22 protein-coding genes are annotated in these 26,990 nt (G+C 67.1%); 14 read left to right on the plus strand and 8 right to left on the minus strand.

The genetic code is table 11. The features are described 5' to 3' along the window. The first annotated feature begins 140 nt into the window (after nt 1-140). The 3 genes from FQS62_RS06935 to FQS62_RS06945 all read left to right on the plus strand — a co-directional run bounded on the left by FQS62_RS06935 (nt 141) and on the right by FQS62_RS06945 (nt 3,802). Nucleotides 141-1,718: a M20/M25/M40 family metallo-hydrolase gene (locus FQS62_RS06935; RefSeq protein ID WP_099589826.1), complete on the plus strand. Its 1,578-nt coding sequence runs from the start codon at nt 141-143 to the stop codon at nt 1,716-1,718. A 154-nt stretch (nt 1,719-1,872) separates the two neighbouring features. Continuing rightward, nucleotides 1,873-3,276 (plus strand): glutamate--tRNA ligase, encoded by a 1,404-nt coding sequence (gene gltX / locus FQS62_RS06940; RefSeq protein WP_088481117.1) that lies wholly within the window; start codon nt 1,873-1,875, stop codon nt 3,274-3,276. Nucleotides 3,277-3,310: 34 nt separating this feature from the next. Continuing rightward, nucleotides 3,311-3,802 carry a Fur family transcriptional regulator gene (locus tag FQS62_RS06945; RefSeq protein WP_004150412.1) on the plus strand — a complete coding sequence of 164 codons (492 nt, stop codon included), beginning with the start codon at nt 3,311-3,313 and terminating at the stop codon, nt 3,800-3,802. Nucleotides 3,803-3,940: 138 nt separating this feature from the next. On the opposite strand, the gene FQS62_RS06950 is transcribed toward FQS62_RS06945, so the two are convergent. The 4 genes from FQS62_RS06950 to FQS62_RS06965 all read right to left on the minus strand — a co-directional run bounded on the left by FQS62_RS06950 (nt 3,941) and on the right by FQS62_RS06965 (nt 9,747). Next, a complete protein-coding gene (locus FQS62_RS06950) occupies nt 3,941-5,095 on the minus strand; it encodes an HlyD family secretion protein (RefSeq protein WP_208043042.1) in 1,155 nt (384 codons plus the stop codon). A 10-nt stretch (nt 5,096-5,105) separates the two neighbouring features. Beyond that, on the minus strand, nt 5,106-6,779 hold the full coding sequence (locus FQS62_RS06955; RefSeq protein ID WP_049446776.1) for an MFS transporter: 1,674 nt from the start codon (nt 6,777-6,779) through the stop codon (nt 5,106-5,108). After that, on the minus strand, nt 6,779-7,345 hold the full coding sequence (locus FQS62_RS06960; protein WP_049446774.1) for a TetR/AcrR family transcriptional regulator: 567 nt from the start codon (nt 7,343-7,345) through the stop codon (nt 6,779-6,781). Before FQS62_RS06960 ends, FQS62_RS06955 begins: the two co-directional genes overlap by 1 nt. Before the next feature lie 197 nt (nt 7,346-7,542). After that, nucleotides 7,543-9,747, minus strand: coding sequence for a TonB-dependent receptor (locus FQS62_RS06965; protein WP_208043041.1), 2,205 nt, complete (start codon nt 9,745-9,747; stop codon nt 7,543-7,545). A gap of 135 nt (nt 9,748-9,882) precedes the next feature. Here FQS62_RS06965 and FQS62_RS06970 point away from each other — a divergent pair, with 135 nt between their 5' ends. Beyond that, nucleotides 9,883-10,296 (plus strand): MerC domain-containing protein, encoded by a 414-nt coding sequence (locus tag FQS62_RS06970; RefSeq protein WP_019338435.1) that lies wholly within the window; start codon nt 9,883-9,885, stop codon nt 10,294-10,296. A gap of 110 nt (nt 10,297-10,406) precedes the next feature. Further along, a complete protein-coding gene (locus tag FQS62_RS06975) occupies nt 10,407-10,586 on the plus strand; it encodes a 30S ribosomal protein THX (protein WP_004150462.1) in 180 nt (59 codons plus the stop codon). 131 nt (nt 10,587-10,717) lie between these two features. Here the strand turns inward: FQS62_RS06975 and FQS62_RS06980 are convergent, their stop codons facing one another. From FQS62_RS06980 to FQS62_RS06990, 3 genes are all read right to left on the minus strand, one after another. Next, the gene (locus FQS62_RS06980; protein WP_049446771.1) at nt 10,718-11,968 is read right to left on the minus strand and encodes an alkaline phosphatase family protein; all 1,251 of its coding nucleotides are present in this window, start codon (nt 11,966-11,968) and stop codon (nt 10,718-10,720) included. Nucleotides 11,969-12,386: 418 nt separating this feature from the next. Next, nucleotides 12,387-12,878 (minus strand): methylated-DNA--[protein]-cysteine S-methyltransferase, encoded by a 492-nt coding sequence (locus FQS62_RS06985; RefSeq protein WP_099588490.1) that lies wholly within the window; start codon nt 12,876-12,878, stop codon nt 12,387-12,389. Beyond that, nucleotides 12,875-14,353, minus strand: a complete 1,479-nt coding sequence (locus FQS62_RS06990) for a DNA-3-methyladenine glycosylase 2 family protein (protein ID WP_088481088.1) — start codon at nt 14,351-14,353, stop codon at nt 12,875-12,877. Before FQS62_RS06990 ends, FQS62_RS06985 begins: the two co-directional genes overlap by 4 nt. 399 nt (nt 14,354-14,752) lie before the next feature. Between FQS62_RS06990 and FQS62_RS06995 the strand changes: the two genes are divergently transcribed. The 4 genes from FQS62_RS06995 to ubiM all read left to right on the plus strand — a co-directional run bounded on the left by FQS62_RS06995 (nt 14,753) and on the right by ubiM (nt 18,180). Beyond that, nucleotides 14,753-15,916 carry a COG3904 family protein gene (locus FQS62_RS06995; RefSeq protein ID WP_049445022.1) on the plus strand — a complete coding sequence of 388 codons (1,164 nt, stop codon included), beginning with the start codon at nt 14,753-14,755 and terminating at the stop codon, nt 15,914-15,916. 58 nt (nt 15,917-15,974) lie between these two features. Next, nucleotides 15,975-16,520 carry a DUF4019 domain-containing protein gene (locus tag FQS62_RS07000; RefSeq protein WP_049445024.1) on the plus strand — a complete coding sequence of 182 codons (546 nt, stop codon included), beginning with the start codon at nt 15,975-15,977 and terminating at the stop codon, nt 16,518-16,520. 11 nt (nt 16,521-16,531) lie between these two features. Further along, nucleotides 16,532-16,921, plus strand: a complete 390-nt coding sequence (locus tag FQS62_RS07005) for an MAPEG family protein (RefSeq protein ID WP_049445026.1) — start codon at nt 16,532-16,534, stop codon at nt 16,919-16,921. 80 nt (nt 16,922-17,001) lie between these two features. Then, nucleotides 17,002-18,180 (plus strand): 5-demethoxyubiquinol-8 5-hydroxylase UbiM, encoded by a 1,179-nt coding sequence (gene ubiM, locus FQS62_RS07010; RefSeq protein WP_208043603.1) that lies wholly within the window; start codon nt 17,002-17,004, stop codon nt 18,178-18,180. Between the two features lie 11 nt (nt 18,181-18,191). Here ubiM and FQS62_RS07015 read toward each other — a convergent pair whose 3' ends face one another. After that, on the minus strand, nt 18,192-18,413 hold the full coding sequence (locus tag FQS62_RS07015) for an RNA-binding S4 domain-containing protein (RefSeq protein ID WP_088480693.1): 222 nt from the start codon (nt 18,411-18,413) through the stop codon (nt 18,192-18,194). Between the two features lie 267 nt (nt 18,414-18,680). Here FQS62_RS07015 and FQS62_RS07020 point away from each other — a divergent pair, with 267 nt between their 5' ends. The 5 genes from FQS62_RS07020 to FQS62_RS07040 all read left to right on the plus strand — a co-directional run bounded on the left by FQS62_RS07020 (nt 18,681) and on the right by FQS62_RS07040 (nt 26,989). Then, nucleotides 18,681-20,627, plus strand: a complete 1,947-nt coding sequence (locus tag FQS62_RS07020) for a DEAD/DEAH box helicase (protein ID WP_049445032.1) — start codon at nt 18,681-18,683, stop codon at nt 20,625-20,627. Between the two features lie 218 nt (nt 20,628-20,845). Continuing rightward, nucleotides 20,846-23,269, plus strand: a complete 2,424-nt coding sequence (locus tag FQS62_RS07025; protein WP_088480694.1) for a putative bifunctional diguanylate cyclase/phosphodiesterase — start codon at nt 20,846-20,848, stop codon at nt 23,267-23,269. A gap of 110 nt (nt 23,270-23,379) precedes the next feature. Next, nucleotides 23,380-25,044: a sensor domain-containing diguanylate cyclase gene (locus FQS62_RS07030; RefSeq protein ID WP_208043604.1), complete on the plus strand. Its 1,665-nt coding sequence runs from the start codon at nt 23,380-23,382 to the stop codon at nt 25,042-25,044. 34 nt (nt 25,045-25,078) lie between these two features. Further along, complete coding sequence (locus FQS62_RS07035) at nt 25,079-25,801, plus strand: pseudouridine synthase (protein ID WP_208043605.1); 723 nt, start codon at nt 25,079-25,081, stop codon at nt 25,799-25,801. Nucleotides 25,802-25,918: 117 nt separating this feature from the next. Continuing rightward, the gene (locus FQS62_RS07040) at nt 25,919-26,989 is read left to right on the plus strand and encodes a sensor domain-containing diguanylate cyclase (protein ID WP_049445040.1); all 1,071 of its coding nucleotides are present in this window, start codon (nt 25,919-25,921) and stop codon (nt 26,987-26,989) included. Nucleotide 26,990: the final 1 nt, after the last annotated feature.

Below are 26,990 nucleotides of genomic sequence, written 5' to 3' on the forward strand. Positions count from 1 at the left end.
CGGCTGTTCATCCACACATGGTGTGGATCTACTGTCGCCGCCCATGACCGATGGGACGGTATCGGCGCGCCCCTGCTGGCTAGACTCGATGGGTTGATGATCGAGCCGAAGGGCAGGGGTGCGATGTGTTGAAGTGGGGCATGCTGGCCGCAGCGCTGGCGATGGGTGGCAATGCAGGCGCGCAGCAGCGCGAGACGGTGGACCTGGACATGGTCAGCCGCATCCGCCAGGAGGCCTTCCACCGCTCGCAGGTGATGGACACCTTCAGCTATCTCACCGAGCGCATCGGACCGCGCCTGACCAACTCGCCGGCGATGGGCCGCGCCAACGCGTGGACGCGTGGCAAGTTCAACGAATGGAAGCTGGACAACGTCCACGACGAAGCCTTCGACGACTTCGGGCGTGGCTGGGAGTTCACCTCGGCCAGTGTGGAAATGCTGGGTGATCGCGTGCAGCCGCTGCATGCACTGCCCAAGGCCTGGACGCCGGGCACCAAGGGCCCGGTCGAAGGCGAACTCGTCCAGGTCGAGATCAAGAAGCCCGAAGACATCGAGAAGTACCGCGGCAAGCTGCGCGGCAAGATCCTGCTGCTGGGCGAGGCACGCGAGTACAAGCGCGGCACCGAGCCCGATTCGCATCGCCACGACGCCACCTCGCTGGAGGGCCTGCAGGAATTCACCCTGCCCAAGGACAAGGACGCCACCGCCGAGCGTGCCAAGCGGGTCAAGGAATACCAGGAGCGCCAGCAACTGGCGACCAGGGTCAATGCGTTCTTCGTCGAAGAAGGCGCGCTGGCCTCGATCAGCATCAGCAGCTGGGACAACGGCATCATCCGGGTTGCCGGTGGCGGTTCGCGCAAGGCCGGTGAATCGGTGGGCATTCCCGAGCTGGCGATGATCAGCGAGCACTTCAATCCACTGGTGCGCGCGCTGGAGGCCAAGCAGACCGTGCGCCTGCGCGTGGATGTGGCCGCGCGCTTCACCGACGAGGCCGACCAGCCCGGTTACAACACGCTCGCCGAGATCCGTGGCAGCAGCAAGCCCGATGAAGTGGTGATGATCGGCGCGCACCTGGATTCCTGGCACAGCGGTACCGGTGCGGCCGACAACGCGGCCGGCGTGGCGGTGATGATGGAGGCGATGCGCATCCTCAAGGCGACCGGCGCCAAGCCCAAGCGCACCATCCGCGTGGCGCTGTGGAGCGGTGAGGAACAGGGCCTGATCGGCTCGCAGGCTTATGTGGCCAAGCACTTCGGTCGTTTCCCGGAACCCACCGACCCGGCGCAGAAGGCGCTGCCGGCTTCGCTGCGCGAGCCCACCGGCGCGCTGCAGAAGACCCGCGATTACGGCAAGTTCCAGGTCTACTTCAACATGGACAACGGCTCGGGCCGCTTCCGTGGCATCTACGCGCAGGAAAACCTGGCCGCCATGCCGATCTTCGAAGCCTGGCTTGCGCCGTTCCATGACGTGGGCGCCACCACCGTGGCCACCCGCAACACCGGCAGCACCGACCACATCAGCTTCGATCGCATCGGCCTGCCGGGCTTCCAGTTCATCCAGGACCGTCTGGACTACTTCACCAACGTCCACCACAGCCACCTGGACACCTGGGACCACGCCGAGCCGGAAGACCTGAAGCAGGCCGCAGCCATCGTCGCGTCGTTTGCCTACAACGCCGCAACGCGTGAGCAGCCCTTCCCGCGCAAGGTGGAACCGTAAAAGGGGACGGAGGGGATTAAGTCGTTTCTCCCCTCCGTTTCCCGGTCGCCACGCCCAGAGGCTGGGCAATCGCGACTTAATCCCCTCCGTCCCCTTTTTCCGTCGGGGGCGGAGGGCTGGTAAAATCGGGGGATTCCCGTTCCTCGAGCCGTCCATGACCTGCCGCACCCGCTTCGCCCCCAGTCCCACCGGCTACCTGCACATCGGTGGTGCCCGCACTGCGCTGTACTGCTGGCTGGAGGCCCGTCACCGTGGCGGCGAGTTCGTGCTGCGCATCGAGGACACCGACCGTGAGCGCAGCACTCAGGGCGCGATCGACGCCATCCTGGAGGCGATGGAGTGGCTGGGCCTGGATTACGACGAGGGCCCGATCTACCAGACCGACCGCGTCGCCCGTTACCTGGAAGTGGCCGAGCAGCTGGTGGCCGACGGCAAGGCGTACTACGCCTACGAGACCCGCGAAGAGCTGGACGCCATGCGCGAGGCCGCCATGGCCAAGCAGGAGAAGCCGCGCTACAACGGTGCCGCGCGTGACCTGGGCCTGCCGCGCAAGGATGACCCGAACCGCGTCATCCGCTTCAAGAACCCGCTGGAAGGCACGGTGGTGTTCGACGACCTGATCAAGGGCCGCATCGAGATCGCCAACAGCGAGCTGGATGACATGGTCATCTTCCGCCCGGACGGTTTCCCCACCTACAACTTCGCGGTGGTGGTGGACGACTGGGACATGGGCATCACCGAGGTCATCCGCGGCGACGACCACATCAACAACACCCCGCGCCAGATCAACCTGTACGAAGGCATCGGCGCACCGGTGCCGAAGTTCGGCCACATGCCGATGATCCTGGACGAGCAGGGCGCCAAGCTGTCCAAGCGCACCGGCGCGGCCGACGTGATGCAGTACAAGGACGCTGGCTACCTGCCTGATGCGCTGCTGAGCTACCTGGCCCGCCTGGGCTGGTCGCACGGTGACCAGGAGCTGTTCAGCCGCCAGGAACTGATCGACCTGTTCGACGTGAAGGACTGCAATTCCAAGGCCTCGCGCCTGGACATGGCCAAGCTGGGCTGGGTCAACCAGCACTTCCTGAAGACCGAGGACGTGGCCGCCATCGTGCCGCACCTGGTGTACCAGCTGCAGAAGCTGGGCCTGGACGTGGCCGCTGGCCCGGCCCCGGGGGACGTGGTGATCGCCCTGCGTGAACGCGTGCAGACCCTGAAGGAAATGGCCGAGAAGGCCGTGGTCTGGTACCAGCCGCTGACCGAGTACGACGAAGCGGCGGTGGCCAAGCACTTCAAGGCCGGTGCCGAGGTGGCGCTGGGCAAGGCCCGCGAGCTGCTGGCCGCCCTGCCGGAATGGACCGCCGAATCGGTAGGCGTAGCCCTGCACGATGCGGCCGCCGCGCTGGAAATCGGCATGGGCAAGGTCGCCCAGCCGCTGCGCGTGGCCATCACCGGCACCCAGGTCAGCCCTGACATTTCCCATACCGTTTACCTGGCCGGCCGCGAGCAGGCCTTGAAACGCATTGATGTGGCCATCACCAAGGTAGCAACGGCCTGAGGCATCCTTGCCAGGCCCGAACCGGAGAACACGCATGCCCGCCAAGACCGCCACCGCCTGTACCGCCCCGCACCACCACGTCCACGACGCATCGGATTTCGTGGCGGTGGTCGAGCGCGTCTCGCGCGAACGCGGGCTGCGCCTGACCCCGATCCGCGCCAATGTGCTGAAGCTGATCGCCGAGGCCGGCAAGCCGGTCAAGGCCTACGAGCTGCTGGAATGGGTGCGCAACGGCAAGGGCGTGGGCGCTGATGCCCCGCCCACCGTGTACCGCGCGCTGGACTTCCTGATGGCCAATGGCTTTGTGCACAAGCTGGAGTCGGTGAATGCCTTCGTGGCCTGCCACCATCCCAGCAGTGCAGCCCATTCAGTGCCGTTCCTGATCTGCAACAGCTGCCACAGCGCGGTGGAACTGGAAGACCGCGAGATCGTCACCCAGCTGGAGAAGCGCGCCAAGGAGCTGGGTTTCCAGCCGCAGGCGCAGACCCTGGAAGTGCACGGGCTCTGCGCGCGCTGCGCAGGTTGATCGTGTCGGCGGTAGAGTCGACTGGGTAGAGTCGACTGTTAGTCGACTACCGCGCGTAGCGCGGGGTGTTCATGGGGTTCATGGAAGTGCAGTCGACTAACAGTCGACTCTACCCAGCCGAGTCCACCAGGCCGCAGGCTAGTCCATCGGCTTGGAACGGGTATCCACCCGCACGATCACCGACATGCCGGGACGCAGCTGCTTTGCCAGCTCCTGATTCCCATTGATTGAAATCCGAACCGGCAGCCGCTGCACCACCTTGGTGAAGTTGCCGCTGGCATTGTCCGGGCGCAGCACGCTGAACTCCGACCCGGTAGCCGGCGCGATCTCCTGCACGCGGCCCCGCAGCACCTGCCCCTGGAACGCGTCCACCGAGAATGTGGCCGGCTGGCCGATCGCCATGCCCCAGGTCTGGCCTTCCTTGTAGTTGGCCACCACCCACAGCGTGTCAGGGACCAGGAACAGCAGCTGCGAACCGGCGGCGACGTACTGGCCCACGCGCACGCTGGCTTCGCTGATCTGGCCGTCGCGCGGCGCGTGGATCACCGTGTTGGCCAGATCGATGCGCGCCAGTTCCAGCTGCGCCTGCGCACTTTCCACATGGGCCTCCAGGCTCTTCCGCGCCACCTGGGTCGACACCAGCGTTTCCTCGGCGATGCGGATCTGCGCCTGTGACTGCTGCACGCTGGCCTGTGCCGAGGCCTGGGTGGTGCGGAACTTGTCGCGGTCGTTGATCGATACCAGTTGCTGCGCGGCCAGCTCCTCGTAGCGCTTGGTCTCGTTGCGTGAGCGTTGCAGCTCCGCCTGCCCGGCCGACAACGTGGCGCGTGCAGAGGCGATCTGCGCACGGTTCTGCGCCTGCGACTGGTCCGAGTTGGCCAGTGCCGCGCGTGCGCTGTCCAGCGTCGCCTGCGCCTGGGCGACCCGCTGCGCATAGATGCGGTCATCGATGCGCAGCAGTGGCTCGCCCTCCTTCACGTGCTGGAAATCCTTCACCAGCACTTCGGTCACGTAGCCGTTCACCTGTGGCGCCATCACCGTGATCTGTCCGCGTACATACGCGTTGTCGGTCACCATCACGCTGCTGGTGAACGGCCACAGGTGCCAGGCGCGCAGGATCAGCGCAATGCCCAGCAGGGCCACCACCACCATCACCACCACGCTGCGCGCGCTGGGCTTGAGGTACTTCGGCGCGACCGCGGGTTCTACCGGCGTGGGGGCAGGCGCCGCGTCGGTCGGCGGCGGTGGGGTCACGTTGTCGGCGTCGTCGGGTCGGGGCGGGACGGGGGGCATGGTCGAGAACTCAGCGGGGCGCGGCTGGCGTGGCCGCAGTGGGGGGAGTGGGGTGGCGCTTGCGCCATTGCTTGAGCACGGCGGTGCGCAGCGACAGCAGCAGCAACCAGCACAGGAAGCCGATTGCCAGCCAACCGCTCAGGGTGAAGACATCATTGAAGCCGCGCACGTTGGCTTCGCGGCGCGTGGTCTGCGCCAGCTGTGCGCTGCCCTGGGCACTGCGCAGCACCGGGTCGGTGATCTGGGCGGCGTACAGCTGCTGCTGGATGCGCAGGCGCTGCGCCACCACCGGATCGGCTGGATCGAGCTGGCTGGTCAATGCGCTGGAGTACAACTGCTCGCGATGCAGCTGGAAGGTACCCAGCACCGCCGAACCGGCCAGCCCACCCAGCGTCTGCGTGATCGACAGCGTCACCAGGAAGGTGATCATGTGATCCACGCCCTGTTTCAGCGCGGCGGAAATGCCGAGCATGATCAACGGGCCCATGAACATGCCGGCACCGACCGAGGCCAGGAACTGGCTGGCGTAGAAGTCGTGCGGCCGATCCATGCTGGTGCGGTGCTGGTCGAAGAACGCGGCGGCGCCCAGCAGCAGGATCGCCATCAGCAGCTGGGCAATCAGCCGCTTCGGGCCGAAGGTCAGCGAGGCGCCGGCAATGCCCACGATCACGCCGGCCAGGATCACCACGAACAGCGGGCGCATCTGGTCAGGCCCCATGCCCAGCGTGCGCATCAGGTTGACCACGCCGTAGGACTGCTCAGTGGTGAGGAAGCGGATCAGGAACGCGCCGACGATGAAGTGCAGCACCGGCAGCTTCGACAGCCAGCGGATCTGCAGCAGCGGATTGCGCCGGTAGTGTTCGATGATGAAGGCGGTGGTGGACAGCACGATCGAGGCGACCAGCGCCCAGCCCAGCCACGGTGTGTTGAGCCACCAGCGCGTGTAGCCCTGCGCCAGTACGATCACCAGCAGCGCGACAGCCGGCGCAAGCAGGGCGAACGTGAGGAAGTCCAGTGGCTCGAAGGCTTTCACCTGGATGCCGGGCGGCAGCTTCAGCACCACCACTGCCGCGAACGCGCACAGTGCCAGCCCGGCTTCGAATGAGTAGAGCTGATGCCATTGGCCGGTATCCACCAGGCCTGGTGAAACGATCCAGGCGATCGGCACCGCCAGCTGCGAAAGGCCGACGCCGACCACCAGCAGATTTCCGGTAAAGCGGCGCGGCAGCGCCTGCAGCATGTACAGCGTGCCCAGTGTCGAACAGGCCGCACCCGCGAAGCCGCTGGCGGCGCGGGTCAGCATCGTGGTCTCGAAGCTGCCGACGAACAGGTGCAGCACCGCCAGTGCCGCGTACAGGCCCAGCCCGATCTCTGCGAACAGTCGGATGCCGTACTGCTGGCGGAACTTGAAGGCCAGCAGGTTGGCAGTGACATTCACCATGGCATAGGCGGCCACCAGCCAGCTGCCCTGGGTCGGGGTCAGTGCCAGCTGGCCCTGCAGGAACGGCAGGTTGGCGGTGACCAGCGCATTGCCGAGGCCACCGGTGATCGCCACCAGCAGCGATACCAGGGCATAGGCCAAGCGACGGTACGGTGGGTGCCAGGGCATCGATGCCGAACCGGGCATGGTCGGCTTCTCGTGCTCCTCCCAATCCGGAACCGGCTTCAGATACGGCTGGACCATCAGCGGGCCTCGCTGGTTGCTCCCTGGAGACCCCCGCGCAGCAGCTGCAGGGCGCGCCCGGCCAACTGGGCGCGCTCGTCGCGGGTCTTGCCGCGCAGGGCTGCGCCCAGCATGCCCGAGATCAGTGAAATATCCGTCTTCTCAAGGTCGGCACGGCACAGGCCGGCCGCCTTGGCGCGCGCGATCGGCTCCTCCAGCAGGTCGCGCACGGTCTCGCGTGCGGCACGCATGGCCGGCACGTCCGAGTCGACCGCACGCCAGTAATCGGCCAGCGCCGGTGAATCGATGATGCGCTGGGCCATGCCTTCGAACACCTCGAACAGCGCGTCGTCACGGTCGCCGAGCTGTTCAACCTGGCGCCGGATGCGATCAACCGTACGTTGCAGCAGCGCCTGGATCAGCGCAGTGCGGTCGGGGAAGTTGCGGTACAGGGTGGCGCGGCCCACCTGGGCGCGTTCGACCACCAGGTCCAGCGGGGCGGTGACGCCATGTTGGCCGAATACATGATCGGCGGCATCGAGGATGAGGGCACGGCGGGCAGCAGCATCGGCACGTTGGGCAGTCATGGAATTATTGTCGGACAAAAGTGTCCGATTAGCGAGACGTTGAGTGACGGGATTGTCCGCTTGTTGTGGTACGCACATCTTTGTGACGAATGCGTGATGGAATCGGCCAAAACGAAAACGGGGGCCCGAAGGCCCCCGTGGGGTGGTGTGGGATCGGACCCCTTTACTGCGGAATGGAATCCGGCACCGGTGCGCGATCAGAAGAACGCGCGGATGCCGAATGCGACACCACGGCCCGGCAGCGGCGAGTAGTCGCGCAGCAGCGAGGTATGCGGGCGCACTTCGCGGTTGGTCAGGTTGCTGCCATCCAGGAACACCTCGTAGCTGTTGCTCGCGTTGCGGTCCCAGCGGTAGGCCAGGTGCGCGTCGACCAGGGTGTAGCCGTCGCTTGGTGCTTCGTTCTGGGCGACGTCCTTCTGGCGGCTGTAACGCACCGCACCGACCGAGGCGCGCCAGCCGTCCTTCGACCAGCGCAGGTCGGCGCCGACGCGGGCCGGGGCGATGCGCGGCAGGTAGCCGGTATTGGCCAGCTCCACGCTGTAGTTGTGGTTGTGGTCGCCATGCGGCACGGCGATGTCCAGGTTGCGGCTGCCGCTGCCATCCAGCTTGGCCTTCACGTAGTCGCCGAACAGGCGCAGATCCCAGTCGCCGGCGCCGCCTTCGAACAGGTGCACCAGCGCTTCGGCTTCGGCGCCGCGGAACACCGCGTCCTGCTGCGTCCAGGTGCGCACCGGAAGGCCCTCGGTGATGCCGGTGTCGGCCAGGTAGATGAAGTCCTTGAACTTGGTCTGGTAGACCGACGCGGAGAAGTCCAGACGCTCGCTGTGGGTGTGGATACCCAGTTCCACGCGCTGGCCGCGCTCGGTCTTCAGGTTGGCGTCGCCGATTTCCAGCGAGCGGGTAGCGATGTGCGCGCCGGCGGCATACAGCTCTTCGTTGGTCGGTGCACGCTCGGAGCTGTCCACGCCGATGCGCAGGTCAACGGCATCGTTGAGCTTCCAGATGCCGGCAGCAGACAGGTTGGTGGCACCAAACGTGCGGCGGCGATAGTCACCGGTCGGGTCCAGCTTGACCTGGTCGTGGCGGCCGCCCAGTTCCAGCTTGAACGGACCGAACTGCTTTTCCTGCAGCACGAACAGGCCGATGTTCCTGGTGCCGGTATCCGGAACGAACGCCTCTTCGCCCTTGGCACCGAAATCACTGTTGCCGAACTGCAGGCCGAACGCGCCGTCCCAGCCGCCGATCTGCTGCTGCACCGCTTCCAGGCGTGCCTCGATGCCGCGGTTGGTGAAGCGGGTGGACGGTGTGCCTGCTTCCAGCTCCACGTGTTCGTAGTCGGTGTAGGCCACGCGCGCGTTGATGTTCTTCAGGAACGAGACCGGGTCGTAGATGCCGGCCTTGGTCTCGAAGCGGTTCTGCACCATGTCGATGCGCACGTCATGTTCGTCGCCGCCTTCTTCTTCATCGCCATGGTCGTGACCGTGGTCATGGCCATGATCATCACCATCGGCGTGCACGTGCGCGCCATTGGGAATGCCGTAGTTGGTGCGGTAGGTGCTGGCCGATACGCCGAAGTAGCCGCCGTCGCCCAGCCAGGTTGCGCCTGCGCCGCCGGCGCGGGTGCGGATCGAGCTGTTGTCCAGGCGGCCGCGGCGCGGTTCTTCGCCCTCGGCCGCATCATGGTCATGATCGTGGTCATGATGATCTTCAAGGCTGTCGATCACTGCATAGCCGGGGATGCGGTAGTCATCGCCATTGCGGACCAGGCCATCCACGTGCAGCACGACATTGCCGCTGACGCCGTCGAGGCGGAACATGCCGCTGCGTTCGTTGTTCACCGAGTTGCCGCGCAGTTCGGCGCGGCCGCTGAGCGGACGCTCCGGCAGTTCGCGGGCGATGCGGCCATCCACCACGTTGACCGCGCCACCGATGGCGCCGCTGCCGAACAGCAGCGTGGCCGGGCCCTTCAGCACTTCGATCTGGTCGGCCAGGAACGGCTCGATGCTGGTGGCGTGGTCGGCGCTGACCGTGGAGGCATCCATGTTGCCCATGCCGTTGGACAGCACGGCCACGCGTGGGCCTTCCTGGCCGCGGATGATCGGGCGGCCGACGCCGGGACCGAAGAAGGTGCTCTGCACGCCGGGCAGCTTGGCCACGGTATCGCCGAGGGTGCCGGCCTTCTGCTCGTCCAGGCGTTCACCGGCCAGAACCTCCACCGGGCGTGCCAGCGATTCGGCATCACCCTGCAGCGGCGACGCGGTGACCTGCACCGACGACAGCTCGGTCAGGTGGCGGTCACGATGGGAGGTGTCCTGGCCGGCTGCAAAGGCGACGGACGGCAGCAGGGCAGCGAGGGCCAGGGCCAGGGAATGCGGCTTGAGCCGTGGGGTGTGGGCGGGCATGGACGGGTCCTTTGTTACAATGTATCAATCACAGGGCGCACGAATCCCGTCGATGGGACAGGGGGAGGGAAACCGTGCGGGTCGGAGAGGGATGTTATATTATTCCATAACGATTCGCCGACCCTGCTGGAAGTCATGTCCCTGTCCTCACGCCTGCGCCACCTGCTCGACCGTTTCGGCGCTACTGGTTCGATGCTGTGCGCGGTGCACTGCGCGGTGATCCCGGTACTGCTGGCCGCAGCGCCTTCGTTGGGGCTGTCGTTCTGGCTGAGCGATGGGGTGGAACAGGCGCTGGTGGTGTTCGTCACCCTGCTGGGGCTGTTCAGCCTGGTCTGGGGCTACCGCCGGCACGGTGCGCTGCGTGCGCTGGGCTTCCTGATTCCCGGCCTGGTCGCGTTGTGGGCCGGCGTGCTGTACGACCCGTTGCACCACAATGCGGTGCCGCACGCGGTGGTGATGACCGTCGGCGGCCTGCTGGTGGGAGTGGCCCACCTGGTCAACCTGCGCCTCAACCACGGTCACGTGCACGACGCCAGCTGCGCGCACTAGGCGCTCCGTGATAGGATTTTCGATCGTGCGCGGGGGCGCCCAGCAAGGCGGCCCCGTCGAACCCGTGTCAGTACGGGGTAACCAGATTTCACATTTGAGGAGTTGAAGACATGGGTAAGGGTGACCGCAAGACCGCCAAGGGCAAGCGCTACAACGCCAGCTACGGCAACGCCCGTTCGCACACCGCCAGCAAGGTCGCCGTAGGCGCCGCCGCTCCGGTTGCCAAGAAGACCGTGGCCAAGGCTCCGGCGAAGAAGGCTGTGGCGAAGAAGGCTGTCGCCAAGGCCTGATCCGGCCCAGACCGGTTCAACGAAAAACGCGGCGCCTGGCGCCGCGTTTTTTTTATGCACGTTGTTGTAGAGCCGAGCCCATGCTCGGCTGGCGCAATGCAGCCGAGCATGGGCTCGGCTCTACAGGGAAGTCAGCGCAGGGTCTTCTTCAGCGTTTCCGGATTGCCGTCGTTCGGCGCGGCCGGCACCTGCAGCAGGTGCGCCAGCAGCGGGTAGACGTCGACATTGTCGAAGCCATCGATCACCAGGCCCTGGCGGAACGACGGGCCGCCGGCCACAAACACCGCGCGCATGGAGGGCAGGGCATTGTCGTAGCCATGCGAGCCGCGGTCCTGATGGTCGCGTTTGGCGATTTTCTCCTGATGCAGGGCATCCCAGCCTTCGTCCATGGCGCAGACGATGGCCGGAACCCGCGGATGCGTGCCGTAGTGCCAGCGCGCCGGCAGGTTCTCCTTCTTCCAGCACTCGTAGTGCCCGTGGCGTCCGAGCAGGGCGCGTTCGGCTTCCGCCTCGCGGCCGGCGACCGGCGCAAAACCCACCGACTGGCCCTGGCTGACATTGCGCGCGATGGCCGGATCGGCCATCGATTCAGTGGAGATCACTTGGCCGACCGGGACGCTGGCCATGCCATGGTCAGAGACCACGATCACGTTGGTGGTCGCGGCCAGGCCGCGCTGCTGCAGCCCATCGAGCACCTGGCCGACGATCTGGTCGGCGCGCACGATGGCGTCGGCATACTGCTTCGACTCGGGCCCGTAGTTGTGGCCGGCCTTGTCCACGTGTTCCATGTACAGGGTGGTGAGACGCGGTGCATCGGCGTCGGTCTGTGCAAGCCAGTCGAGCACGATGCCGGCGCGCTGCTCCAGCGGCTCCTTGCCGTCGTAAACGCGCCACTGGCTGGGGCGTACGCCGCGGATTTCCGATTCACTGCCCGGCCATGACGTGGTAGCCGAACGCACGCCGGCATTCTCGGCGCCGACCCAGATCGGTTCGCCGCCCCACCAGCCGCTGGTAGTGACCGCGTCGCGGTTGCTCAGCTCGAACCGGCCCAGTGCTTCGTCGTCCATGCTGTTGTTGACGATGCCGTGGTGGTCCGGGCGCAGGCCGGTGACGATGGTGTAATGGTTGGGGAAGGTCAGTGATGGATAGGACGGGGTCATCCAGCGTGCACGCACGCCGCCGTCGATCAGTCGCTGCAGGTTCGGGGTCAGGCCGCGGTCCAGCGCGTCGGCACGCAGGCCGTCGATGGAGATCAGCAGCAGCTTCTGCGGCGTGGCCGCAGCGACGGGTGTGGGAACGGAGGCGGAAGGGGCGGGCGCGGTGGTGCAGGCGGCCAATGGCAGCAGCATTGCCAGCGCGCAGGTCAGGCGTACGGAAGTCATCCGCGCATGATAAGCCCGTGCAATGACGCGCCCAAGACACGACGCGCTATCGCGCGCCGAGTCCGCGCATTTTTCCTTATCCCCGCACCTGTCGGTGCGCACCCTTCAACAAGACGGGGGCTTTTCATGTCCCTGCTGCTTCCATCCACGCATGGCGTGGATCCACCGTGTCGACCAAGGTCGACACCTACCAGCAGCCGCGCAGTGCGCCGTCCCGACAGATCGCAGGAATCTGTCGAAGGCGTGGTGGGTCCGGTTGCGGGGGTGTCCGCGGCACGGATGCCGCGGCCAAGCCCCCATGGACGGGTTTACGGCGTCCCCCGCAACCGGACCCACCACGCCATGCCTCGGAATGCTGCTGTTGTTTCGGCCGTTGCGGTTGCCTCTGCGGGTGCCGGGCGCAGCCCGGCCAGCCCTCTCAAGCGAACAGCGGGGCCTGGCGTTGTTCCAGTCGCAGCAGCGCGGCCTTTGTTTCCAGTCCACCGCCGAATCCGGTCAGCGCTCCATTGCTGCCGATCACGCGATGGCAGGGCAGGATGATCGGCAGCGGATTGCGTCCGTTGGCCGCACCGACCGCGCGGGTCGCACTGGGCTGGCCGAGGTGCTGCGCCAGCTGCAGGTAACTCCAGGTCTGGCCGAACGGAATCAGTGCCAGCGCCTGCCACACCCGCAGCTGGAACGGCGTGCCGCGTGGCGCCAGTTCAAGGTCGAAGCTGCTGCGTTCGCCGTGCAGGAACTGCAGCAGCTGTTCGCGCGCTTCCGGCAGCGCATCCGGTGCGTAGTGCCATTCATCGCGTCCGCGTGCCGGATGGCGGTTTTCGGGGAAAAGCACGTGTGACAGGCCACGTTCGTCACCGGCGATGGTCAGTACGCCGATCGGGCTGTCGAAACGATCGAACAACAGGGTCATGTCGGTTCTCCAACGAAAGTGCCGGACAAGTGCCACAGGTGCAGCACGGCATACGCGCGCCACGGCCGCCAGGGCTGCGAGCGTGCTTCGGTCGCGCGTTCGCTCAGGCGCTGGCCTTGCGCGTGGCCGAGCACCTGCTGCAGCACAAGATCGCCGGCGGGGAAGGCATCGGGCTGGCCGAGTCCGCGCAGGGCGATGTACTGCGCGGTCCACGGGCCGATGCCGGGCAGTGCCACGCAGCGCGCTACGAATTCTTCCAGCGCCTGGCCGGGACCGAAGTCGAGCTCGCCACTGGCACAGGCAGCGGCCAGCGCACGCACGGTGGCGGCGCGGCTGCGCGGCAGGCCGATCGATTCCAGCGGCGCCTCAGCCAGCACCTCGGGCGCGGGGAACTGGCGATCGAATTCCGATGGCATGCCCGGCAAGTGTGCGCCATAGGCATCGACCAGGCGCCGCGCGAAGGTGGTGGCCGCGGCCACGCTGACCTGCTGTCCGAGCACGGCGCGTACGCCGACCTCGAAACCATCCCAGCCGCCAGGCACGCGCAGCCCGGGGCGTTCGGCGATGCCACGCGCCAGCAAGGGTTCTTCGCCCAGCGCGGCGTGCACCTGCTGCAGGTCGGCGTCCAGATCGAATACGCGACGCACGCGGCGCACGATGTCCGGAATCAGGCGCGGATCCACCACGCCCAGCTGCAGGCGTAGCTCCGGGCGCTTCGGGTCGGCAGTGACGCGCAGCAGGGTGGGGCGCTCCGGCGTGCCGAGCACGCGCTGGTAGCTGTCTTCGCCGATCAGTTCGATGCCGGGCAGGCTGCGCTTGCGCAGGAAGGCCAGCATGCGCGGGAAATCCAACGGTGGGCGGTACACCAGACGCAGTACCAGGCAGCCGTCATCGGCGGCCAGCGGCTGGTGCTGGCGACGCAGCGCGGTTGGTGCCATGCCGCAGCCCTGCAGGAACGCGGTATTGAAACGACGCAGGCTGTTGTAGCCGGCGGCCAGCGCAACATCGGTCACCGGCAGCGTGGTCTCGGTCAGCAGCTGCTTGGCCAGCAGCAGGCGATGGGTGGCGTGGATCTGTCCCGGCGTCGCGCCCAGATGTTCAACGAACAGGCGCTGCAGTTGGCGCGCGCTGAGGCCGATCTTCTCTGCGAGATCGGCCACCGGCTGGTCCTGCAGGAAACCGCCATGGATCAGCGCGAGGGCGCGCTGCACGGTCTGCCCGGCCAATGCCTGCTGCGCCTGCGGTGCCAGCTCGGGGCGGCAGCGCAGGCACGGGCGGTAGCCGGCGGCGGCGGCCGCAGCGGCGGTCGGGTAGTAGGTGATGTTGCGCGGCTTCGGTGGCGGTGCCGGGCACACCGGGCGGCAATAGATGCCGGTGCTGCGCACGGCGGTGAAGAACACGCCGTCGAAGCGTGCGTCGCGGGCGAGGCGGGCGCGGTCGCAGGCGGCGGTGTCGAGGGCGAGGGCGGTGTCCATGGCGCCAGTCTAGGCGTGTGCGGGTGGGGATACTCGCCACATTCGGACATGGATGCTGAAGGGGGTTCTGGCAGGGCCGCGCCCTGCACCCGCCGAGGCCAGAGCAACAGCAACAGCGGCTTCCCGCGGGAGGGCGGGGCGGGTCCGGTTGCAGGGGACGCTGCAAGTACGTCCTTGTAAACTCGGTCGCGCCATCCATGGCGCTCACGCCCCTGCAACCGGACCCACCCCGCCTTCGACAGGTTCCTGCGATCTGTCGGAAGGGCATCCCGCTCTGGTAGGTGTCGACCTTGGTCGACACGCTTTCCCAAGGGTCAGAAGGGGTTCAGTGCCGCGCGCTGAATGCGCGCCTCGGACGGGTAGACTGTGGTTCTTGCTCACGTGAAGACTGGTTGCCCGATGTCCGCCAAACTCCGCTGGTTGCCCTTGTTGTGCCTGGCCCTGGCGGGCTGCAGTCAGCTGGAGAATCCGGGCAATGTGACGGCTGCCGACAAGGCGGCGCGGGCGCCAGCCAGCGATGGCGAGAACATGGTGTCGATCAATGCCGCCGACGCACCGCCACCACCGGTGCCGCCGCGCAGCCGGGCGGATCGGCCGTGGCCGCAGGCGCAGCTGGAGAATGGCCGCGCCTGGGTCAGCTGCAGCACGGAATATGCGGGCGATGCCGGCGACGGTGTCGAACTGGAAGGCCTGCAGCGCGAGCAGATCACCCAGGCGCTGGCGCCGTGCGCCGAGCGCGGCCTGATGCGCGTGCGCTACGCCGGCAAGATCAATCCGGGCTTCGCCGAGATGATGTGGCGGTTGGCGGTGGTCGCCGACCAGCAGAAGATCCACAAGCGCATCCTCGATCTGGATTCCAGCGGCGGCCAGGTGGAATCGGCGATCGTCGCCGGTGACAGCATCGGTGAATCCGGCTGGACCATCTGGGTGCGCGAAGGCTCGATCTGCCACAGCGCCTGCGTGTTCGTGCTGGCCGCCGGCGACAACCGCCTGCTGTCGGGCAAGGTCGGCATCCACCGCATGATGCGCATCAGCTCCAAGGCCACCTCACGCGCGGAACTCAACCGCGAGCTGCACGAGGTCTACGACAACGTGAAGGACTATCTGCAGCGCAACGGCGTTGCGGTGGGCGTGGCCGACCTGATGATGACCGTGCCCAACCGCAGCCTGCGCCTGCTCACCCCGGACGAGCTGCGTCAGTACGGCCTGGATGGCACCAATGCGGTGCAGGACGATCTGGAACGGATCAAGCAGATGCGCGCCTGTGGCGATGACTTCGTGCAGCGCAAGGACGCATTCCTGATTGCCTTCGACCAGCAGTGCAAGCGCGAAGGCGCCGACATGGAATCGATCAACAGCTGCGGCCAGGCGTTGAAGCAGCGCTTCGGCTTCCCGGATGCGGTATGCCCGGAAGAAAGCCCGCTTTCGGAGATCGATGTGGCAACGCTGCCACCGGCACCGTCGGAGCCGCCGCCGGTGGCCGAGCAGGCGCCAGTGAACACCGCCGCGCCCGCCGCGCAGGCCGATGCGGCAGCGGTGGAGGGCAACGCTCCGGCACGCTGACAGCGTAGTCACCGTGCTGGCGTAGACTGCAGTTCTCTCCAGAAGACCGGTGGTGTCCATGAAGCGCGTGCTCCTGCTGCTGTCCCTGCTGCCCCTGACCGCATTGGCGCAGGCACCTGCGCCGGCCACGCCCGCCCCGGCACCCGCGCGACCGGCCCCGGCCTCGCCGGCGGCTGCGAAACCGGCCACGGCCGGCGCTCCGGCGTTGACCGCCGCGCAGCAGGCACAGGTGCAGAAACAGGATGCGGAAATGGGCGCGGCTGCAGTGAAGGCGGCGCAGCTGGTTGATGCCAACCGCGCCGGCGAATTGTGGGATGGCGCTTCGGCCGTCGCGCGCCGCGCAGTACCAAAGGCCGCCTTCGTCAGCCAGTTGACCACCGAGCGCACGCGCCTGGGTGCGCTGGCCGGCCGCGGCCAGCCGACCATCACCCGGGTCAAGTACAGCGCTGGTGCCGCGGTGCCGGAAGGGCTGTACATCAACGTCAGTTTCCCGACCCGTTTCGCCAACAGCGCACAGCCGGTGCGCGAGCTGGTCTCGTTCCGATTCGACGAGGACAAGGTGTGGCGCCTGGCCGGCTACAGCCTGCGTGCGTCGGCACCCTGAGGAGATGAACGATGGCAACTGAACTGACGATGCTGGCCTGGTCGGTATTGCTGGGCTTCGTCTACATCTTCGCCACCTCCACCGTGGTCACCCGCGAGCGCGGGATGAAGTGGAATGCCTCGGCACGCGATGGCGATGCGAAGCCGGTCAGCGCGCTGGCCGGTCGCCTGCAGCGTGCGCAGGCCAACTTCCTGGAGACGTTCCCGTTCTTCGCCGCCGCCGCCATCGCAGTGGTGGTGGCCGGTCGCGGCAACGACGCCACGGCGCTGGCCGCGCAGGCCTACTTCTGGGCGCGCGTGGTCTATCTGCCGCTGTATGCCGCGGGCGTGCCTTACGTGCGCAGCCTGGTGTGGCTGGTCTCGCTGCTGTCGATCCTGGCGCTGGTGTTCGCGCTGTTGTGACCCGGGCCTGATCCAGATCAAGGCCGGTCAGGTGCGCGGCGCTATGCTGGTCCGGACTGAATCAACGGCGGGAGGCGCGCATGCGCAGGATGGACGTGGTGGTGGTCGGCGCCGGACCGGCGGGTCTGTGCTTCGCGCGCGCGCTGGCCGGCAGCGGCCTGCAGGTCGGGCTGGTGGAAGTGCAGCCGCGCCAGGCCCTGGCCGAAGCCGCCTTCGATGGCCGCGAGATCGCGCTGACCCATGCTTCGCGGCAGAGCATGGAGCAACTGGGGTTGTGGCAGCGCCTGCCGCAGGCCGAAGTCGCTGAGCTGCGCGATGCCAAGGTGATGAACGGCGGCTCGCCGTTCGCGCTGACCTTCGCCAGCAGCCAGGTCGATGGCGAGCCGCTGGGCTGGCTGGTACCCAACCATCTGATCCGCCGTGCTGCATGGGATGCCGTGCGGGACCAGGACGGCCTGGAATTGTTCGACGGGCGCAAGGTGCAGGGCGTGCAGGCCGATGCGCAGGGCCACTTGGTCCAACTTGATGACGGCAGCCAACTTCATGCGCGGCTGCTGGTGGCCGCTGACAGTCGCTTCTCCGCCACCCGCCGCATGCTTGGCATCGGTGCGCAGATGCGTGACTTCGGCAAGTCCATGCTGGTGTGCCGCATGCAGGTCGAGCGCGACCATCACCACACTGCCTGGGAATGGTTCGGCTACGGCCGCACCATGGCGTTGCTGCCGCTCAACGAGGGCCAGGCATCAGCAGTGATCACGCTGCCGCCGCGGCAGATTGAAGAACTGCTGGCGATGGATGAGGTGGCCTTCGGTGAAGCCATCAGCGGTTGCTTCGAACACCGCTTGGGCCGCATGCAGCCAGTGGCCACGCCACAGGCGTATCCGCTGGTGGGTGTGTATGCGCACCGTTTTGTCGGCGAGCGTTCGGCGCTGATCGGCGATGCCGCCGTCGGCATGCACCCGGTCACCGCGCATGGCTTCAACCTGGGACTGGCCAGCGCACAGCGGCTGGCGCAGGGCATCGTCGAGCAGCAGCGCCGCGGTGCCGACATCGCCGCGGCCGGCATGCTGGCCAGCTATCAGCGCGGTCATCGGCTGGCATCGCGTCCTTTGTACGAAGCCACCAATGCGATCGCCAGCCTGTACACCGACGATCGCGGTCCGGCGCGGCTGCTGCGGGCGGCCGGCCTGCGCCTGGCGCAGGGCGTGGCACCGTTCAGGCAGCTGATTGCCTCGCACCTGACCCAGCGCGTGGCCTGAACAGATTCAGATCAGACGGCGGCCAGCACGCGGATCTGGCTGTCGGCGAATTCGACTACCTGGCCCGCGCGGATCTTGCAGGCCTTGCGCAGTTCGACTTCGCCGTCGACCCGCACCTGGCCGTCACTGATGACCATCTTGGCCTCGCCGCCACTGGTGACCAGGTCGGCCAGCTTGAGCAACTGCTTGAGTTCGACATAGTCGCCGTCGAGGTCGAATTCGAGAATCTGCATGGAGCGGGGTTCCTGGGAGAGGGGGCGCAGGCCAGTGGCCGTGCCGGAAGAGGCCGCGTATTGTGCGCCAGCGCGGGGCCTGACAGCACGCGCCCGGAAAGCTGTATGCCTCGTTCAGGATCAATGCGGTATGATTCCGCTCTGAGTGAGTGAAATCTCCTCCGACCGAGCAGCGCCAGGGCACGCGATAAGAAGGGCGCCCAAAGCGCGGACCATCACCTTTTTTATCGCACTGCCAGGAAGACGGCAGTGTCTTTGGAGTTCCCCATGTCCCAAGAATCCCAAGCGCCGCTGCAGTTCGCGCAGCTCGGCCTGTCCGAGCCTGTCATGCAGGCAGTCACCGCCATCGGCTACGAAACTCCGTCGCCGATCCAGGCCGCCACCATCCCGGCGATGCTGGAAGGCCGCGATGTGCTGGGCCAGGCCCAGACCGGCACCGGCAAGACCGCAGCGTTCGCGCTGCCGGTACTGTCCAACATCGACCTGCAGCAGATCAAGCCGCAGGCCCTGATCCTGGCACCGACCCGCGAGCTGGCCATCCAGGTCGCCGAGGCGTTCCAGTCCTATTCGTCGAAGATCCCGGGCTTCCGTGTGCTGCCGGTGTACGGCGGCCAGCCGTACGGCCAGCAGCTGTCGGCCCTGCGCCGTGGCGTGCACATCGTGGTCGGTACCCCCGGCCGCGTGATCGATCACCTGGACCGCAGCACCCTGGACCTGTCCGAGCTGAAGACGCTGGTGCTGGACGAAGCCGATGAAATGCTGCGCATGGGCTTCATCGACGACGTCGAAGCCGTGTTGAAGAAGCTGCCGGAGCAGCGCCAGGTGGCCCTGTTCTCGGCCACCATGCCGCCGCAGATCCGTCGCATCGCGCAGACCTACCTGCAGGATCCGGTCGAGGTCACCATCCAGGCCAAGACCACCACTTCGGCCAACATCCGCCAGCGCTACTGGTGGGTGAGCGGCATGCACAAGCTGGACGCGCTGACCCGCATCCTGGAAGTCGAGCCGTTCGACGCGATGATCATCTTCGCGCGTACCAAGGCCGGCACCGAAGAACTGGCCAGCAAGCTGCAGGCCCGTGGCCTGGCCGCTGCCGCCATCAACGGTGACATGCAGCAGGCCCAGCGTGAGCGCACCATCGCCATGCTGAAGGAAGGCAAGCTGGACATCCTGGTCGCCACCGACGTGGCTGCCCGCGGCCTGGACGTGGAGCGCATCAGCCACGTGCTGAACTACGACATCCCGTACGACACTGAAAGCTACGTGCACCGCATCGGCCGTACCGGCCGTGCCGGCCGCAGCGGCGAGGCGATCCTGTTCGCCACCCCGCGCGAGAAGGGCATGCTGCGCCAGATCGAACGCGCCACCCGCCAGCCGATCGAAGAGATGCAGCTGCCGAGCGTGGAAGCGGTCAACGACAACCGCATCAACAAGTTCACCACGCGCATCACCGAGACCCTCGGCGCCGGTGGCCTGGACTTCTACCGCCAGCTGCTGGAGCGCTTCGAGAGCGAGCAGAACGTGCCGGCCATCGAAGTGGCCGCCGCGCTGGCCAAGATGCTGCAGGGTGATACCCCGTTCCTGCTGCAGCCGCCGGTGCGTGCCCCGCGTGAAGAGCGCGCGCCGCGCGAACGCTTCGACCGTGGTGACCGTCCTGAGCGTGGTGATCGCTTCGACCGCAACGAGCGGGGGCCGCGCTTCGAGCGTGGCCCGCGTCGCGATGACGCCGAAGGTGGTTTCGAGCAGCGTCCGCGCCGTGAGGTTCCGCCGCGCGGTGCGCCGGAGCAGGGCATGGAGACCTACCGTATTTCGGTGGGCCACCAGCATGGCGTGAAGCCGGCCAACATCGTCGGCGCCATCGCCAACGAAGCCGGCCTGGAAAGCCGCTTCATCGGCCGCATCGACATCCACGACGACTTCTCGCTGCTGGACCTGCCGGCGCAGATGCCGTCGGACGTGCTGTCGCACCTGCAGAAGGTCTGGGTGTCGGGCCAGCAGCTGCAGATGCGTGCGCTGGCCCCGGGTGAAGACACCAACCCGGCCCCGCGTCCGTTCAAGCCGCGCTTTGACAAGCGCGGTCCGGGTGGCCCGGGTGGCCCGCGTCGTGGCGGCCCGGGTGGTCCGGGTGGCCATGGTGGCGACCGCGGCGGTGATCGCGACAGCCGCCCGCCGCGTCGTGACGGCTTCAAGCCGCGCGGCCCGCGTAGCTTCTAAGCCGCACCCGCAGCCGTCCGCAACAACGCCAGCCTCCGGGCTGGCGTACAGATAAAGGGGACGGAGGGGATTAAGTCGTAAATGGCAGGCCACGCGCTTATGCCGAAAACGACTTAATCCCCTCCGTCCCCTTTTTCGCATGGCCCACACATGGCCGGTCCTAGGCTGGCCGGGTTCCAAGGTAGGTTGTCACCGCAGCACATTCGGGGGGATCCGGGATGGGTAGAAGTGGCACGGACCAGCAGGGCCGGCGGGTACCGATGACCCGTGGGCTGGGACTGCGATTCGCGTTGTTGACGGGCATGGCGATCGGACTGGTCGCACTGTCCGCCCTGATCCAGGAACTGCAGGCGGCCTCCACCGCCTGGATCGCCGGCCAGGGCTACTGGTCGCGTGGTCAGCAGGAAGCCACCGCTGCGCTCAGCCGCTACCTGGCGCGGCGGGATGCCCAGGACCTGGACGACGCACGCCAGGCCCTGCAGGTGCCATTGGGCGATCTGCAGGCGCGGTTGGCGCTGGAACAGGCCGAGCCGGATGAAGCCAAAGCCAGGCAGGGGTTCCTGCAGGGCGGCAACGCACGCGCCGACATTCCACGGCTGGTGTTCTCCTTCCGCCATGCACGTGACATCGGTGCGTTCCGCGAGGCGACCGCCTTGTGGCGGCAGACCGATGGTGACCTGATGGCGGTGCAGCGCCTGGTCGACGAGCTGCAGCTGCGGCATGGCGAAGGCGCTTTGCCTGCGCCTGTCCGTGATCGCTACCTGCAACAGCTGCGTGATCTGGACCGGCGGCTGCAGGTGCAGGCGCAGGCATTTTCGCAAGCGTTGCTGCGCATGGCCACGATGGTGCGGATCGCGACGCTGGTGGTCGGTGGCCTGTCGGTGTTGGCGATCAGCCTGATGGCGGTGGCCCTCGCGCGTCGCGTCGGCAAGGATCTGACCGAGCACGAAAGCCGCTTCCGCGCCGCCTTCTACCAGGCCAACGTCGGCATGCTCAAGCTCGACACCGAAGGCAAGGTGATCGAAGCCAACCAGGCGATGGCCGATATCCTCGACTACCGACGCGACGTGCTGCTGCAGATGTCGCTCGGTGATCTTTTGATGGAAGGCGAACTGGTCATCGATGGCGTCGGCCGCATCGACTGGGACCGGCAGCTGCGGCCGAGTGAACTGCGCTTCTGCCGCCGCGATGGCAGCCTGGTGTGGGGGCGCTGGAGTGGCACCGGCGTGCGCAGCGCGGGAGGTAGCCTGTCGGTGTTTGCGATCATCGAGGATGTCAGCCAGAACCATGCATTGGCACGTGAGATCGAGCATCACGCCAGCCACGATCCGCTGACCGGCCTGATCAACCGTCGCGAGATCGAGCGGCTGCTGGAACGTTCGCTGCTGCAGGTGCGCAGCGAGGGCGGCACGCATTCGCTGTGCTACATCAACCTGGACCACTTCAAGCTGGTCAACGACAGCTTCGGCCACGCCGCCGGTGACCAGATGCTGCGCAGTTTCGCCGACTATCTGGTGGCTGCGGTACGTGACGGTGACTGGGTCGGCCGGCTTGGCGCCGACGAGTTCGCGGTGTTTCTCGCCCATGCCGGGCAGGACGAGGCCAAGCGCGTGCTGCAGCGGGTGATCCGCAACCTGGGCCAGGCCACCTTCCCGATCAGCGAGGGCAGTCCACAGCTGAGCTGCAGCATCGGCGTGGTGGAAGTCAGTGCCGATGCGCCGGACGTGAACTGGTTGATGAGTGCCGCCGACAGCGCCTGTTATGCAGCCAAGCAGGCCGGGCGCAACCGTGTGCACTGCTTCAACGAAAACCGCATGGCGCTGGAAGAACGGCGGCAGGAGGCCGAGCGCCTGCAGGGCGTCAGCCTGGCAATGGCCGAGAACCGCATGGTGCTGTATGCACAACGCATCGCCCGCGTGGGTGATCCGTCCTACCTGCATTACGAGGTGCTGGTTCGCATGCGTGGTACCGATGGCAGCCTGCATCTGCCCGGCCAGTTCATGCCCGCGGTGGAGCGCTATGGCATGGCGGTGGCGCTGGATCGTCATGTGCTCGGGCTGCTGTTCCGCCACCTGCAGGTGTGTCCGGCACACGTGCGGCAGCTGGGCCTGTGCAATGTCAACGTGTCCGCGCAGTCGATCGCCGAGCCGGGATTCCTCGCCTTCGTCTGCGACCTGCTCGAGCGCAACCGCGCGCTGGCCTCCAAGTTGTGCTTCGAGATCACCGAGACCGCGGCGATCAGCAACCTCAGCCAGGCCCGCGCTTTCATCGATGCGGTGAAGGCACGGGGGTGCCGGATGGCGCTGGATGACTTCGGCTCTGGTCTGTCTTCCTTCGGCTACCTGCGCCAGCTGCCGGCGGACATCCTGAAGATCGACGGTGCCTTCGTGCGCGACATGGATACCGACCCTGTCAGCCACGCCACGGTGCGTGCGATCAGCGAGCTCGGGCGCGAGCTGCAGATGGAAGTGGTGGCCGAGTGGGTGGAGACCACGGAGGTGGCCGGGGCACTGACCCGCCTCGGCGTACAGGGCCTGCAGGGCTATGCGATCGAGCGCCCGCAGCCGCTGGAGCGGATGACCCTGGCCGATCTGCGCCCCGTGCGGCTGGTCGCGGTGAAGGGGCCGCCGGCGGCGGGCTGAACGGCGCGGCGGCGACTTTGGTCTACACCTGCGGCGCACGTCCGGCTGCGATAATGCGCGCCAGGGGCGACGTGCAGTGGGCGCGGGCGTAAGCGACAACAGGATGTGGCGTGGGCGGCAGGCAGTGGCAGTACGGAACACGGGCGGTGCTGGTCGTACTGCTGGCGTGGTTGGCGATGCCGTGGCCGCTTCAGGGCGCCGTGGCCGTGTCGGGCCGCGATTATCTGCTGGTGGGAGGCGCCACCGACGAACCAACGCCACATCGGGCATGCACGCCGCAGATGCTGTCCGGCTCCCGCCAGCACGTGCTGGTACCGGCTCCGCCGGAAGGCTGGTCGGGCCAGCCACAGGCGCTGGACGTGTTCAACGTGTTTGCCGGTGAAGTCCGGGTGCAGCACGGTGACCGCGAGATCTGCGGCAACATGCACGACGCGCGCACCCGCGATTCACGTTTCCGGGCCGGCATCGGCCTGGTGGCGGTACCACCGGCCGGCAGCCATGAGCCGTTCCTGGTCTCTTGGCAGACACCGCTGAAGGCACGTTGGGTACCGACCCTGCGGCTGGGCGCGCCCAGCCCGGTGCAGCAGAACGACACCGCCCGACTGCTGATGCGTGCCGCCTGCATCGCCGTGGCGATCGCACTGGCGCTGTCGGCGTTGATGGCCTTCCTGACCACGCGCGATCGCAGCTTCCTGGTCTATGTCGCCGGCACCACAGTGATGGTGCTGTGGCAGGCCATCCTCGGTGGGCTCAGTGGTTACCCGGAACCCTGGCTGCCGGTGGGGGAACATGGCGCGAGGTGGCTGCTGTCGTTGACCGCGGCCTCGCAGGCGCTGGTACTACCGGCGCTGTGGCGGCTGAACGGAGGCGACCGCGTGCTGCCCCGATCGCGCCCGGCCCAGCTGCTGGTGTTGTGGACCCTGATGGCGCTGGCCGCGCTGGTGCCGTGGCTGCGCTGGGAGCATCTGGCCTGGGTCGCACAGGGCCTGCAGGTGTCCTATCTGTCCGGGTGCGGCCTGGCGCTGCTGGTCGGCATATGGGCACGCTGGCGCGGCGACCGTTGGTCGCAGGCGGGTCTAGCCGCGCTGGCACCGATGCTGGCACTGATCATCGCCGATGCCTGCGGTGCGCAGTGGCTGTTGGAGTACCGGGTGGAGGCGCTGCAGCTGGCGGTGACCTGGTTGTTGATGATGGCGGCCTACGCCCTGAACCAGCGGCTTGGCCGCCTGCGCCAGCAACGTGACGAGTTGCGCCAGCTGGCCGAGACCGATGGCCTGACCGGCCTGCCCAACCGTCGTGCCGGCCTGCAGCAGCTGGGGCGGCATCTGGAGCGTGTCAACCGCGAGGGAGGGCCGCTGGTGATCGGCTTCCTCGACATCGACTTGTTCAAGGACATCAACGACCGCCATGGGCACGCGGTCGGCGACCAGGTGCTGGTGGCCGTCGCGCGGGCTCTGCGCACGGCGGTGCGCAGCCAGGACGAGGTGGTGCGGATGGGCGGCGAGGAGTTCCTGCTGCTGATGCCGGGCATGCCGCGTGAGGCGGCATCGGCGCGGCTGGACCGCCTTCGCCAGCGCATCACCGAGGCCGGCCTGGCGCTGCAGGTAGCGGGGCTGGAGGTGACCGCCAGCATCGGCCTGGCACAGTGGCGGCCGGGCGAGGATGACCTGGCGGCACTGCTGCGGCGGGCCGACCACGCCATGTACGTGGCCAAGCGCGCGGGTCGCAACCGTGTGTTCGACGGTGAAGAGCTCGATCCGCCCGGCCCGGCATGAGGCGCAGCGGGCGGCGATGCCGGATAATAGGGCGATGACCACCCGACTCAACAAACACATCGCCGACACCGGCTTCTGCTCCCGCCGCGAGGCCGATCGCCTGATCGCCGCCCGCCGCGTCACCGTCAACGGTCACCCGGCCGGCACCGGTGCGGTGGTGGGCGAGGAAGACCAGGTGCTGGTTGACGGCCAACCGCTGCGCGCGCGCGTGGCACGCAAGCCCGGCGCCCGCCGCCACGTCTACATCGCGCTGAACAAGCCGGTGGGCGTCACCTGCACGACCGAAACCTCGGTCAAGGGCAACATCGTCGACTTCGTTGGCCACGAACAGCGCATCTTCCCGATCGGGCGCCTGGACAAGGAATCCGAAGGCCTGATCCTGATGACCAGCAACGGCGACATCGTCAACCAGATCCTGCGTGCCGAGAACGGCCACCAGAAGGAGTACCTGGTGGCGGTGAACAAGCCGGTGACCGATGAGTTCCTGCGTGGCATGGCGCGCGGCGTGCGCATCCACGACCAGATGACGCTGCCGTGCAAGACCTCGCGCATCGCCAAGTTCGGTTTCCGCATGATCCTGCAGCAGGGCCTGAACCGGCAGATCCGCCTGATGGCCGCCGAATTCGGCTATCGCGTAACCCAGCTGCGCCGCGTGCGCATCGACAACATCAAGATCGGCGCGCTGAAGCCGGGCCAGTGGCGCAACCTGACCGAGCAGGAACTGCAGGGCCTGCTGCCGAAGCAGCTGGACTGGTAAACGGCATCTGTAGCGCCGAGCCCATGCTCGGCTGCCCTTTTGTCCGGGTGCAGCCGAGCATGGGCTCGGCTCTACATCGGCTAGACTCCGCAGTGACCTGCCGGAATGTGACGCTGCATGATCAAGCCCGACAAGCCTGCCAACGAAGCCCTTCGGCTCGAGGCGCTGTACCGCTACCGGATCCTTGATTCGCAGCGCGAGAAGTCATTCGACGACCTGGTGGCGATCGCCAAGGCGGTCTGCGGTACCTCGATGGCGGCGGTGACCCTGATCGATGTCGAACGGCAGTGGTTCAAGTCGATCCAGGGCATCGACGCGGCAGAGAACCTGCGCAGCGAATCGATGTGTGGCCACGCCATCCTGCAGCCGCAGGAAATCATGGTGGTCGAGGATGCGCTGCAGGACATCCGCTTCCACGACAACCCGGTGGTGACCGGTGACCCGCACATCCGTTTCTACGCCGGTGCGCCACTGATCAGTTCCGATGGCCTGCCACTGGGTACGTTGTGCGTGTTCGATGCACATCCGCAGCAGCTGCCCAGCGACAAGGCCGAGGCACTGGCCGCTCTGTCACGGCAGGTGATGCTGGTGATGGAGCTGCGCCGTTTCGCGCTCGACATCCAGAAGCACATGCTGGAACGCGATGACTACGAGCGCCTGCTGTCGGAGTACCAGGACGTGCTGCTGGCGCAGAATGCCGACCTGGCCGAGCAGAGCCGCACCGATGCGCTGACCGGTCTGCCGAACCGTCGCGCGATGGCGGTGGCACTGGAAGAGGCGGTGGCGGAGATCGATGGGCAACCGGGAGTGGCCTGCGTGGCCCTGCTGGACATCGATCACTTCAAGCACATCAACGATTTCCAGGGACACGCCACCGGCGACCGGGTGCTGGCCGAGCTGGGCGTGCTGCTGCGCTCGCACTTCGCTGGCCGTGGCATGGCGGCGCGCTATGGCGGCGAAGAGTTCGTGGCGGTGATGCCGGGCACTGATCTGCGCACGGCCGAACTGCAATGCGAGTTCCTGCGCCTGGCGGTGGCAGACCTTCCGCTGGGATTCCCGATCACGATCAGTATTGGTGTGGCCCAGCACCAGCCCGGTGAAAGCGTGGATGACACGCTGGCACGCGCCGACAAGGCGCTGTACCGGGCCAAGGGCAACGGCCGCAACCGGGTGGAGCTGGCGGGCTGAA

The organism is Stenotrophomonas sp. SBJS02 (assembly GCF_020428325.2).
Taxonomy (GTDB): Bacteria; Pseudomonadota; Gammaproteobacteria; order Xanthomonadales; family Xanthomonadaceae; genus Stenotrophomonas; species Stenotrophomonas africana.

Bases quoted from the DNA above. Each gene is read 5' to 3' on its own strand.
- FQS62_RS06935 (WP_099589826.1), top strand. From the start codon at position 141: ATGCTGGCCGCAGCGCTGGCGATGGGTGGCAATGCAGGCGCGCAGCAG.
- gltX (WP_088481117.1), top strand. From the start codon at position 1,873: ATGACCTGCCGCACCCGCTTCGCCCCCAGTCCCACCGGCTACCTGCAC.
- FQS62_RS06945 (WP_004150412.1), top strand. From the start codon at position 3,311: ATGCCCGCCAAGACCGCCACCGCCTGTACCGCCCCGCACCACCACGTC.
- FQS62_RS06950 (WP_208043042.1), bottom strand. From the start codon at position 5,095: ATGCCCCCCGTCCCGCCCCGACCCGACGACGCCGACAACGTGACCCCA.
- FQS62_RS06955 (WP_049446776.1), bottom strand. From the start codon at position 6,779: ATGGTCCAGCCGTATCTGAAGCCGGTTCCGGATTGGGAGGAGCACGAG.
- FQS62_RS06960 (WP_049446774.1), bottom strand. From the start codon at position 7,345: ATGACTGCCCAACGTGCCGATGCTGCTGCCCGCCGTGCCCTCATCCTC.
- FQS62_RS06965 (WP_208043041.1), bottom strand. From the start codon at position 9,747: ATGCCCGCCCACACCCCACGGCTCAAGCCGCATTCCCTGGCCCTGGCC.
- FQS62_RS06970 (WP_019338435.1), top strand. From the start codon at position 9,883: ATGTCCCTGTCCTCACGCCTGCGCCACCTGCTCGACCGTTTCGGCGCT.
- FQS62_RS06975 (WP_004150462.1), top strand. From the start codon at position 10,407: ATGGGTAAGGGTGACCGCAAGACCGCCAAGGGCAAGCGCTACAACGCC.
- FQS62_RS06980 (WP_049446771.1), bottom strand. From the start codon at position 11,968: ATGACTTCCGTACGCCTGACCTGCGCGCTGGCAATGCTGCTGCCATTG.
- FQS62_RS06985 (WP_099588490.1), bottom strand. From the start codon at position 12,878: ATGACCCTGTTGTTCGATCGTTTCGACAGCCCGATCGGCGTACTGACC.
- FQS62_RS06990 (WP_088481088.1), bottom strand. From the start codon at position 14,353: ATGGACACCGCCCTCGCCCTCGACACCGCCGCCTGCGACCGCGCCCGC.
- FQS62_RS06995 (WP_049445022.1), top strand. From the start codon at position 14,753: ATGTCCGCCAAACTCCGCTGGTTGCCCTTGTTGTGCCTGGCCCTGGCG.
- FQS62_RS07000 (WP_049445024.1), top strand. From the start codon at position 15,975: ATGAAGCGCGTGCTCCTGCTGCTGTCCCTGCTGCCCCTGACCGCATTG.
- FQS62_RS07005 (WP_049445026.1), top strand. From the start codon at position 16,532: ATGGCAACTGAACTGACGATGCTGGCCTGGTCGGTATTGCTGGGCTTC.
- ubiM (WP_208043603.1), top strand. From the start codon at position 17,002: ATGCGCAGGATGGACGTGGTGGTGGTCGGCGCCGGACCGGCGGGTCTG.
- FQS62_RS07015 (WP_088480693.1), bottom strand. From the start codon at position 18,413: ATGCAGATTCTCGAATTCGACCTCGACGGCGACTATGTCGAACTCAAG.
- FQS62_RS07020 (WP_049445032.1), top strand. From the start codon at position 18,681: ATGTCCCAAGAATCCCAAGCGCCGCTGCAGTTCGCGCAGCTCGGCCTG.
- FQS62_RS07025 (WP_088480694.1), top strand. From the start codon at position 20,846: ATGGGTAGAAGTGGCACGGACCAGCAGGGCCGGCGGGTACCGATGACC.
- FQS62_RS07035 (WP_208043605.1), top strand. From the start codon at position 25,079: ATGACCACCCGACTCAACAAACACATCGCCGACACCGGCTTCTGCTCC.
- FQS62_RS07040 (WP_049445040.1), top strand. From the start codon at position 25,919: ATGATCAAGCCCGACAAGCCTGCCAACGAAGCCCTTCGGCTCGAGGCG.